Genomic DNA, 9,320 nt, shown 5'->3' on the forward strand with positions numbered 1-9,320 from the left:
CTCAACGCGTACCACCCCACCCCGATCAGACCGCCCCACGGCCTGCGGGAAACACCCAGCTCAGCGGCCTGATCGGAATTTTGACACCCTTCAGGAGGCGCTGCAGTACACCGGGTCGTTCAAGTTCCGCGGCGCCTGCAACGCGCTCGCCGCTCTCGACCCGGCGCGCCGCCGCCGCGGCGTCATCGGGGCGTCTCCTGGCAACCACGACCAAGCCCTGGCCCTCGCCAGACAGCTGCTCGGCGCCCCGGTGACCGTGGTCGCCCCCCCCACGACGCCCCGGCAGAAACTCGGCGGTGCGCAGGCGTTTGGCGCCACTGCCGTCCTGAGCACATACGCAGCCAGGCCCGGGTACCCACCGGGCCTGGCCCGTCTGGCTCAGGCGCTGGCGCGGCGGGTGGCGCGCTTGGCCGGCGCCGCCTTCTTTGCCGCCGCGCCCGGCGCGGTCTGCTTCGCGGTGGTGGCGGTCTTCTTCGCGGGCGCCGTCGACTTCTTCGCCACCGCGGTGGCCTTCCGCGCCGTGGTCTTCTTCGCACCAGCTGGGGCGGTGGACTCGGCGGCGGCGCGCTTCGCCGTGGCCCGCGTGCGGGCGGGAGCGGGAGCGGCAGCGGTGGTCTTCCCCGCGGTGAGTGAGCCCTTGGGGGCCTTGGCAATGGCAGGCCCGGACTTGGGCAGTTTCTTCGCGCCGGAGACCAGGTCCTTGAAGCCCTGGTCCGGGCGGAAGCACGCCACGTTGGTCTTCTTGACCCGCACCCGCTCGCCGGTCTGCGGGTTGCGCGCCATGCGGCCGGCCCGCTCGACCTTCTCCAGCGTGCCGAAGCCGGTGACCTGCACCCGCTCCCCGGCCACCACGGCACGCACCATGGCGTCGAGGACCGCGTCCACGGCGTCCTCCGCGGCGGCGCGGCTGCCGAGCTACCCGGCCACCGCCTCGACGAGCTGCCCCGTTACCTTCTTCGTGGCCCCGCAACGGGGTTCCCGGCCCCCCGGCCCGGCATGACTGTGTGCCCCTTGTCGAGCATGATCGAAAAAGTGGTGTCACCGGGTTCGGAGGCGTTGGCAGACCGCTGATGAGGGGCTTGAGCGCCGATCCCGCACCGGGTGAGGCAGCCTCTCCGTAACGTGGATGCCGGCACGCCGATGCCACAGGCCGGGGAGCGAAGTCTGGGGTGGGTAGTTGACCAGCACCGACGGCATAGATCTCTATCTGGGCCTGGACGTCGGCAAGGGCGAGCACCACGCGTGCGCGCTCACCCGGCCGGCAAGAAGGTCTTCGACAAGGCACTGCCCAACAACGAGCCCAGGCTCCGTGAGCTGTTCACGAAACTGCAGGCCAAGCACGGGATAGTGCTCGTGGTGGTCGACCACTCGGCCGCCGTCGGCGCTCTGCCGCTGGCCGTGGCCCGCGACACCGGCTGCCGCATCGCCTATCTGCCCGGCCTGACCATGCGCCGGATCGCCGACCTCTATCCCGGCGAGGCGAAGACCGACGCCCGTGACGATGCCGAGGATCCAGGAGACGGTGGCGCTCAGCAGAGCGAATCCGATGAGGGCCTCCAGAGGTGCGACGATGCGCAGCCAACCGGTGGTCGGGGCGATGTCGCCGAGTCCGAGGGTGGTGAGGTTGACCAGAGAGACGTACAACGCGTCCACGAAGCCCGTGTGTTCGGCGGGGACAAGACCGGCGGCGTAGGTGAAGGAGCCGGACATGTGCGGCCAGTACACCAGTGCCCAGCCGGTGGTGACGGTCAGCGCCCAGAGGCCACGACGGTGGCCATGGCGAGCGGGGCCCGCCAGACCGGACCTGCGGCGTCGGTAGCTGAGTCGGGCGGCCGTCCGCCAGGCGAGCGTCATGACCAGTCTGCTGAGGCCGCCGTGCCGGGTGGTGTGGAACACATCCCGCAGGATGAGCAGCACCATGAGTGTTCCTGCGGATGCCGCCAGCCAGCCCATACGTCTCCTCTCGCCGTAGAGCCACGATCTCGCGGCCGGGCCGTCCGCGCCCGGCGCTGCCGGCCCTGCCGGTCGTGCCCGGCACGAATCCTGCCGGGACGATGAGAAAGCGCCCAAGGCTCCGGGGCCGTGCCCGCGCACGGGTCGAGTTCCGGGGCTCGGTGGAGCCGGAGGGGGAGCCGCGTGCGAACGGTACTTCTTTCACGTACCCGTCGGTCGGACGGTGTGCCGAACCGGCAGGGCCGAGGGGCCGAGGGTTGAGCAGATCGGGTGACAGGCGGGTCTGCTGACCTGGTGAGTCCTCAGGGGCCCCCGTTTGGTAGTCATATCAGCTGATTTATTTGGGGATGGTCGTGCACCGGACGGCGGAGATACCGCCGGTCCTGTGATGTGCGAGGAGCACCGATGTCAGCTCGGATCAACAGGGCGGCCTGCGCGGCCGCGGCAGCCGCGGCCGGGATACTCGTCGCGACGGCCACGCTCGCGGGCCCCGCGTACGCGGACGGCTCGTCCTCTCCCTTCACGGGCCGCACCGAGGGCGGCAGTCTCGTGGTCAAGAGCGGGGACATCGTCGCCTGCGAAGGCGTCGGCAAGGTCGTGGTGGCCATCACCGAGGGCGGCAAGATCCTCAGCACCGACGGCCCCGGCACGAAGTTCACCACGCCGGCCGGCGCCCAGTTCGAGACCCTGGCCGACAAGTCGGTGAAGGTGAGTTTTCAAGGGGCCCACGCGGTGGTCAGCTGCCCCGCGGACCAGGTTCCCACCACCACCGCCTTCGTGCCGAAGTCCTCACTGGCCGGCACCGGCGGTTCGGTGACCGGGGTGAACACCGCCGCCACCGCGGCCGGTGGCGCCCTGGTTGCGGTCGGACTGGCGGGCGGCGCCGTTGTGCTGCGCCGCCGTTCAGCCGGCAGCAGGGCGTGACGCGAAGGATCCGGCAACGGTCCGGCCGGCGTGCGCTGCCCGGTGGGGCGCCGTCGGCCGGTCGGACGGGGCGCGGGCGGCTCGGGACGCACGTCGCACTCGTCCTGGTGGTCGCCGTCGTCGGCAGTGGGGCCGGGCTGATCCGCGCCGGTACCCGGACCTCGGCTCCGCCGCGGCCGGCCGCGGCGGACACCTGGCCGAGCGCGTCGCCCGGCACGTCCCAGGACCCGGCCGCGGCCGTACCCGCGGCGGTCGGGATGGGGTTCTCGAAGCCCGTCCGCATCCGCATCCCGAGTATCGGCGTCGACGCGCCGGTCACCGAGGTCGAAGTGGACACGGCCGGGAACCTGCCGGCACCGTCGGCGGACGACCGGAACCTCGCCGGCTGGTACCGGCAGAGCGCGACCCCGGGCACCGTCGGGAACGCGGTCATTGACGGGCATGTGGACACGGCCAAGGGCCCGGCCGTCTTCTACGGTCTGGGCGCCTTGCACCGGAGCGACACCATCGACATCGTCCGGGCCGACCGGAGCACTGCAGAGTTCACCGTCGACGCCGTCGAGGTCTACCCGAAGGACGCCGTGCCCGGCGATCAGGTGTACGGCGACGCGGACCGGCCCCAACTACGCCTGATCACCTGCGGCGGCACCTACATCAAGAACGCCGGCTACCAGGGAAGCGTGGTCGTCTACGCCCACCTCAGCAGGGCGGTGCCGGCCTGACCGGCCGGGCCCATCCCTGGGTCTGACACGAAAATACAGTACTGCCCGATCCAAGATCTTCCGGACGGCAGTGAACGAAACCGCCTGGCCGGTCGCTGACCTTGCCATCACGGATCCGTCGATTCAGGTCCGCTACCGCCCGCGCCACGACTACGTGAAGGCCGTGCCCGAGCCTGACACGACATCAGCTCCGCCCCCGCCGGCGCCCGCCCCACCTCCGGTGGCACCACCGCCGCCGACCTGGGAGCAGCGGATCAGGATCCGGTGGGCCGAGCGCCATGCGCTGGGCAGGCTCCCGTACTGGCTGCTGACGCGCGCAAGCTGGGTGCTGGGCCTGTGCGCTGCCCTGTTCGTGTTGAACGCCTTCCTGCTGAACAGCGCGGCGAAGGCCTACGATGTGATGATCGGCATCACCTCGCCCGCTGACCTCGGGGTGGCCCCACACTGGTGTGCCTGGCTGCTGTCCATAGCCGGCTGGGGCGCGATCCCGGCGTTCGTCGGTGCCATGGTCGGCTACTTGGTGACCGATCAGGTCCAGACGCACCAGGCCGAGCCGCTGGAGGAGGTCCTGCGCCGACTGCGCGAGCTGGCCCAGCCCCCGACACCGCCACCGGGGGAAGGCGCGTGATCTCGCTGCACGACCTGCACAAACAGGGCGGTCAGGTAGAGGCCGCGGTCATGGCCTTCGGCGCCCTCCACTCGCGCACCGGCGCCGCCATCGCGGCGGAGCCGGACTGGGAGCACGCCGAACAGCACTGGAGAGAGCTGGTGACGTTCGTACTCAAACGCGCCACCCCGACATCGAAGAGCATCCCCATCCTGCAGTGGGCGGAGAACGCCGTGACTGACGTGCTGCTGTCGTTCCACACCGTGCCTGGCTGCCGGACGCACTCGCCGCCCGCGCCGCCGAGCTGAAACTCGGCGCGCTCGCGCTGACCGACCGCGACACGGTGGCCGGCGCGGTGCGCTTCGCGAAGGCCTGCGCCGTCTCCGGCGTTCGGCCGCTGTTCGGCTCCGACCTCGCGGTTCCGCTGCTCGACACTGCCGTGACCGGTCGAACGGGCCAGCCGGGGTCCGCCGCGGGGGAGCGGCGGCGGACCCCGGCCCGCGGCGGCGCGTTCGTCGACGAGTCCGCACCGCGGATCACCCTGCTCGCCCGGGACAAGGCCGGCTGGGCGAACCTGTGCGCGCTGATCACCGCCGGCTGGGCCGCCCGAGCCGAGCGCGGCGGCCAACCGGTCGTCCCGTGGGAGGCGATCCAGGAGCACGCCGAGGGCCTGACCGTGCTGCTCGGCCCCGGCTCCCAGCCGGTGCGGGCACTTGCCGCCAGCCGTTCGGACACCGCCACCAAGCTCCTCGCCCCGTGGCGCGAGGCGTTCGGGCCGCACCTGCGTCTGGAGGCCGTCCACCACCGCCGATCCGGTACCGCACCGGGTTCGCTGCGCCTCGCCGCCCGCACCGTCGGCCCGGCAGGAGCCGCAGGTGATGCCGCAGAATGCTCCGTACCTCCGGACCGGTCCGGAGCAGAGGTCGCAGGGGCCGATCTTCCAGGGCGGGCACCCCAGTCGTTCAGTCGCCATGATTCGTTCGTGCACGCCGATCCGCAGGCGAGGGACCGCCTCGATAGGACGCAGGATCTCCGGGACGTCGTCGAAGGTGTAGGCGAGGCTTGAGCCGCTTCGGCGCGGTCTGCGGTCGTTGACGGTCAGCGCCTCTTCGCCGTAGTGACAGGTGCGGTCGATGTCGTCATCGGTGAAGAACAGCTCTTCGTCCTTCGCGGGTTCGTCCTGTTTTTTGGCCGACGGCGGTGGGCCGACGACCTTCCACCACGCGTCGCGGTCTGCGGCGCTGACCCACATCCGGGCGCTCTTGCGCGCATCGTGCTGGGGGGAGGCGGATGGCGACCATCTCGCCCTCCGCGCTGGCCGCTACGAGCTGGTCGAGGACGGTGGGCGGCCGGGTGGGGACGCAGAGGGCGGGCAGGTGCCAGCCGAAGTGGAAGCCGCCGCAATAGGCGTTCTTCTCGTTCGGGCAGGTCCGCTGGCTGGTGACGATGCACTTCCACTGCTGGAAGTGGCGCACGACACCGCGGACGGCCATCTCCTGCGGCGTGTTGATCAGCGGCCAGGGGACATCGTCGACGCGGGCCTCGTCGCTCGGGAGTCAGGCGAGGACGGGGGCGGCCATCCAGATGTCCTCGCCGCACACGGCGAGCTGGACGGTGTTCCCCTGGCGGTCTGTCAGCGGTGGGGCGGAGGCCGTCGTGTCGGCTGCGGCGTGCGGCGGGAGCACCTGTGCCTGCGGCGAGGCATCGGCCGGCATGAAGCACCGACCGCTGGTGTCCGGCGTCACCGAGTAGAACAGGTCGGTGCTCACCGAGGCACCCGGCGGGACGGTGTGCCGCGGGGGCGTCTGCCGTCCGGGGACGGCGACCGCCTCTTCGGCCTTCCCGATGTGCACCCGGAACCACGGGTATCCGCCGAAGACGCACTGGCCGGGGCCGGTCTTGGTGGCGGTGAGCCGGGCCCGGGGTGGCTCGTCCGTATCCTTCGGGGCCTCGGCGACGACACGGAGCATCCAGCTCAGCTGCGCGGGTGCGCACTCGGGCACAACTTCCGCCCGCCCCGGCGATCTCGTCCTATCCGCGACCGCCACCGCCCCTTCCGACCGGTCGCAGCCGGCGATCGCCCCGGCTGTCGAGACGATCACGGCGGCCAGAACCGCTCCCCGCACACGCATGACGATACGCCGCTTGTTGCCAGGCAACGACAACCCCCCAACAGGCGCCTGACCATGGACATCTCATCGTCCCACCGAGCCCTACTTCCAGGCGGGGCAATGCACAAATCGCCCACCGAAGCGCAGCGCCCATACCGGGATGGCCTGGCCCCGCCGCATTGGCGGGGCCAGGCCATCCCGGTCCCTCACGCCGGTTACCGGCGCAGCGCCGCGGGGTCGATGTCGAGGGGGAACGGGTCGGTGAGCGCGGTGGTCTCGCCCGCCTGGACGAGGCGGTCGGCATAGGTGCCGCGTTCCAGGTGGCCGAGGTGGAGGTGCGGGGCGGGTTCGAGTTCGAGGCGCCAGTAGTGCGGGATGCCGGCCGCGGCGTACAGGGCGGACTTGAGCACCGTGTCGGCCATACGCGTGGAAGTTGCGGTGACCTCGATCGCGACCACGACGGCACCGGCGTCCAGCGCGCTGGTGGCTTCGGCGGCCGCGGCCGCGTCGGCAATGACCAGGTCCGGGATCAGCAGACCGTCGGGCACGAGCACGGGGACTGCGGGCAGCACCTCGAGCTGCGCAGCGCCGGCTTCTGCTGCCTGGGCGAGCCGGGCCGCGAGTGCGGACCGGGCGCGCTGGTGGGGGACGTCGGGGTTCGCGCTGACCAGCAGGGCTCCGCCCACCAACTCGATCCGGCAGGGGGCTTCGGGCAGTGCCAGGACGTCGTCGACGGTCCAGGGCCCGACGTGGCCGCTGAGCAGCACTGCCACCGATTCGTGCGTTGCTTTCCCGGTCACGGGGATTCGCCGGGTGGGGGCGTGAGCTGGCAGATCACAACGAGTTCCAGGCGGGGGACGACGTAGTAGGCGAGGAGGCCGCCGGCGACGTCGAGGTAGCGCATGGGCTCGCCGCTGCCCTGGTAGGAGGTGCCGTCGAGGTGGAGCGCTTCCGCAGCGCGGACGAGTTCGGCGGCCCGGAGTTCGACGGCAGTGAGGAAGTCGGTGGGGCAGCCGCCGGCGACCTGCTCCTGGTCCGGGAGGTACTCCCAGCTCCAGGTCACCCGGTCACCGCCGTGTAGGCGGCGCGGTAGAGCTTCGCGACCGTGGCGGCGTGCTCGCGGCACTCGGCGACCGTCGCGGCGTGGTTGGCCAGATAGTTCGCCCGGTGGTAGGCCTGCGCGGTGGCCGGCTGCCGTTCGATTTCCACCACCGCGGCCCAGTGCGCGACGAAGTTGCGGATCGGCTGGACGCTGCCTGTCTCGATGGCCTCGGCCATCGCCCGGGTCTGCCCGTCGACCATCTCCGGAAGGCGGTCCGCAGCAACCACCGCCAGCGCGGCCTTGAGCGCGGCGGGGTTCTGCTCGGGCCGGGGGATGAGCTCGATCCCATCGTGTACAGGCTGACTCATGGCGGCACTCCTCTCCTTCGGTGTGAGGGTACTCGGAATCGAGCGAACAGTCGGGGCCATCACGGAGCACCGTTGCAAGGTGCTGGCGGGCTGGTACGCAGTGGGGCGGCGTGGCCTCGAGCGACGGCGAGGGCAGCGCGGTGGCTCGCGCGGCGCTGGCGGGTGTGGGCTGCATTGGCCAATGTCTGCTCGTCCGTGCGGCGGCAGCCAGCGGCCGAGAATGGTGGCCATGTCGCAGCCATGCTCGATGACGGGGCCACCGTCAAGCGTTTCAAGCGCAAGGACGGCCGGGCCTGGCTGATGCCGCACAAGCCGGCGTACGAGCCCATTCCCGGCGAGGCCGGCGACCATCCTCGGGAAGGTTGTTGCGGTGCTCCGCCGCCTCTGAGAGGACGTTCTGCTCGAATGCGGGATAGTTCATGGATTGTGCCAGGTTATGACGGTTTCGTCCGTTGCTCGCTTGGCGAGGTTCGAGATCATCGCGAGGCGGATCATGCTCTCGGAGTGCTCGGGTTTGGTCTCGTAGTCGCGGGCCAGTCGGCGGTGCATCATGATCCAGCCGAAGGTTCGCTCGACCACCCACCTGCGGGGCACGACTGAGAAGCCCTTGACCTGGGGGTTTCGTGGGACGACGTCGACATCGATGCCGAGTTTCGCTCCGTGCTCGATCGCCTGGGTCTTGTAGCCGGTGTCGACCCAGGCCTTGGTGATCGTGGGGTGTGATGCGGCGAGCTGGGTCAGGAGCTGCTTGCCGGCATCGTTGTCCGAGACGCTCGCGGCGGTGACCATGACGAGTAGAAGCAGGCCGAGCGTGTCGACGACGATGCTGCGCTTGCGGCCGACGATCCTCTTGCCGGCATCGATGCCCTGAGTTTCGATTGGCACGCTGGGTGCGGTCTTGACGCTCTGGGCGTCGATCACGCAGGCGGTCGGTTCGGGATTCCGGCCTTCCTTCTCCCGCACCAGCCGGTGCAGTCGGATGCCGAGCTTCTCGATCGTGCCGTCCGCGGTCCAGGCGCTGAAGTGCGAGAACACGGTGGTGTGAGGTGGGAAGTCGTGTGGCAGGTAGCGCCAGGCGATCCCGGTGCGGTTCACATAGAGGATCGCATTCATGACCTCGCGGAGATCGGCAACCTTGCCACCGAGCCCCAGCGAGGTCTTCTGGCGTTCGGCCCGCCAAGCGGTCAGCACCGGCTCCATCAGGGCCCAGCGGGCATCGGAAAGGTCGCTCGGATAGGCTTTGCGCTTCGGCTGGATCGTCATAACTCCACTGCTACATAAGGGAGTTAGGTTCGACCATCACTCGTCCGAGTGAACCATTGCAGACTATTCGGGAGGTCTTCGAACCGGACAGGAGCTTTCGGGTTGAAACGGGACGAACGGCAGCGGCATCAGCCTTCGAGTGGTGGCGGCATTCCCGACAAAAGACTCATTAATGGAATCTTCGGGCGTGCGGCAAACCAGCTCAAACCGGCATATCAGCGACGCGAACATCCTCTGAGTGGGCATTTTGATGGCGATCATCCGGTATCTCACTTTCGCCCCTGCCATGATCTGTACCAGTCTGCGTCGAAGGTGAAGTATGCCCCCACG

The 9,320-nt window shown here is 70.1% G+C and carries 10 protein-coding genes and 6 pseudogenes; 9 read left to right on the forward strand and 7 right to left on the reverse strand.

Going from position 1 to position 9,320, the window contains the following annotated elements; genetic code table 11:
• Positions 1 to 100: 100 nt before the first annotated feature.
• Positions 101 to 337 (forward strand): annotated as a pseudogene (locus AB0442_RS40505) (pyridoxal-phosphate dependent enzyme); the annotation flags it as partial.
• Between the two features lie 41 nt (positions 338 to 378).
• Here the strand turns inward: AB0442_RS40505 and AB0442_RS40510 are convergent.
• Positions 379 to 927 (reverse strand): annotated as a pseudogene (locus tag AB0442_RS40510) (HU family DNA-binding protein).
• Between the two features lie 250 nt (positions 928 to 1,177).
• On the opposite strand from AB0442_RS40510, the pseudogene AB0442_RS40515 reads away from it, so the two are divergent.
• A pseudogene (locus AB0442_RS40515) lies at positions 1,178 to 1,497 on the forward strand (IS110 family transposase); the annotation flags it as partial.
• 24 nt (positions 1,498 to 1,521) lie between these two features.
• On the opposite strand, the pseudogene AB0442_RS40520 reads toward AB0442_RS40515, so the two are convergent.
• Positions 1,522 to 1,953, reverse strand: a pseudogene (locus AB0442_RS40520) (potassium channel family protein); the annotation flags it as partial.
• A gap of 405 nt (positions 1,954 to 2,358) precedes the next feature.
• Here AB0442_RS40520 and AB0442_RS40525 point away from each other — a divergent pair.
• The 5 genes and pseudogenes from AB0442_RS40525 to AB0442_RS40545 form a co-directional block, all read left to right on the forward strand.
• Positions 2,359 to 2,877, forward strand: coding sequence for a hypothetical protein (locus AB0442_RS40525; protein ID WP_366168537.1), 519 nt, complete (start codon positions 2,359 to 2,361; stop codon positions 2,875 to 2,877).
• A 107-nt stretch (positions 2,878 to 2,984) separates the two neighbouring features.
• Positions 2,985 to 3,599: a class F sortase gene (locus AB0442_RS40530; protein WP_366168538.1), complete on the forward strand. Its 615-nt coding sequence runs from the start codon at positions 2,985 to 2,987 to the stop codon at positions 3,597 to 3,599.
• A 70-nt stretch (positions 3,600 to 3,669) separates the two neighbouring features.
• Positions 3,670 to 4,227, forward strand: a complete 558-nt coding sequence (locus tag AB0442_RS40535; RefSeq protein ID WP_366168539.1) for a DUF6313 family protein — start codon at positions 3,670 to 3,672, stop codon at positions 4,225 to 4,227.
• The gene (locus AB0442_RS40540) at positions 4,224 to 4,514 is read left to right on the forward strand and encodes a hypothetical protein (protein ID WP_366168540.1); all 291 of its coding nucleotides are present in this window, start codon (positions 4,224 to 4,226) and stop codon (positions 4,512 to 4,514) included. The genes AB0442_RS40535 and AB0442_RS40540 overlap by 4 nt, the downstream gene beginning before the upstream one ends.
• Positions 4,481 to 5,062, forward strand: a pseudogene (locus tag AB0442_RS40545) (PHP domain-containing protein); the annotation flags it as partial. The gene AB0442_RS40540 and the pseudogene AB0442_RS40545, both read left to right, overlap by 34 nt.
• A 700-nt stretch (positions 5,063 to 5,762) precedes the next feature.
• Here the strand turns inward: AB0442_RS40545 and AB0442_RS40550 are convergent.
• The 4 genes from AB0442_RS40550 to AB0442_RS40565 all read right to left on the reverse strand — a co-directional run bounded on the left by AB0442_RS40550 (position 5,763) and on the right by AB0442_RS40565 (position 7,727).
• Positions 5,763 to 6,338, reverse strand: a complete 576-nt coding sequence (locus AB0442_RS40550) for a DUF4232 domain-containing protein (RefSeq protein ID WP_366168541.1) — start codon at positions 6,336 to 6,338, stop codon at positions 5,763 to 5,765.
• 194 nt (positions 6,339 to 6,532) lie between these two features.
• Positions 6,533 to 7,090: a Uma2 family endonuclease gene (locus AB0442_RS40555; RefSeq protein ID WP_366168542.1), complete on the reverse strand. Its 558-nt coding sequence runs from the start codon at positions 7,088 to 7,090 to the stop codon at positions 6,533 to 6,535.
• Positions 7,091 to 7,113: 23 nt separating this feature from the next.
• Complete coding sequence (locus AB0442_RS40560) at positions 7,114 to 7,380, reverse strand: hypothetical protein (RefSeq protein WP_366168543.1); 267 nt, start codon at positions 7,378 to 7,380, stop codon at positions 7,114 to 7,116.
• Positions 7,377 to 7,727 (reverse strand): hypothetical protein, encoded by a 351-nt coding sequence (locus tag AB0442_RS40565; RefSeq protein WP_366168544.1) that lies wholly within the window; start codon positions 7,725 to 7,727, stop codon positions 7,377 to 7,379. The genes AB0442_RS40560 and AB0442_RS40565 overlap by 4 nt, the downstream gene beginning before the upstream one ends.
• 192 nt (positions 7,728 to 7,919) lie before the next feature.
• Between AB0442_RS40565 and AB0442_RS40570 the strand changes: the two are divergent.
• Positions 7,920 to 8,115, forward strand: a pseudogene (locus AB0442_RS40570) (S24 family peptidase); the annotation flags it as partial.
• Positions 8,116 to 8,144: 29 nt separating this feature from the next.
• Here AB0442_RS40570 and AB0442_RS40575 read toward each other — a convergent pair.
• Positions 8,145 to 8,990 carry an IS5 family transposase gene (locus AB0442_RS40575; protein WP_366168545.1) on the reverse strand — a complete coding sequence of 282 codons (846 nt, stop codon included), beginning with the start codon at positions 8,988 to 8,990 and terminating at the stop codon, positions 8,145 to 8,147.
• 102 nt (positions 8,991 to 9,092) lie between these two features.
• Between AB0442_RS40575 and AB0442_RS40580 the strand changes: the two genes are divergently transcribed.
• Positions 9,093 to 9,320: hypothetical protein (locus AB0442_RS40580; RefSeq protein ID WP_366168546.1), on the forward strand; the 228-nt coding region annotated here is incomplete at its 3' end.

It is taken from the genome of Kitasatospora sp. NPDC085895 (genome assembly GCF_040702125.1).
GTDB lineage: Bacteria > Actinomycetota > Actinomycetes > Streptomycetales > Streptomycetaceae > Kitasatospora > Kitasatospora arboriphila.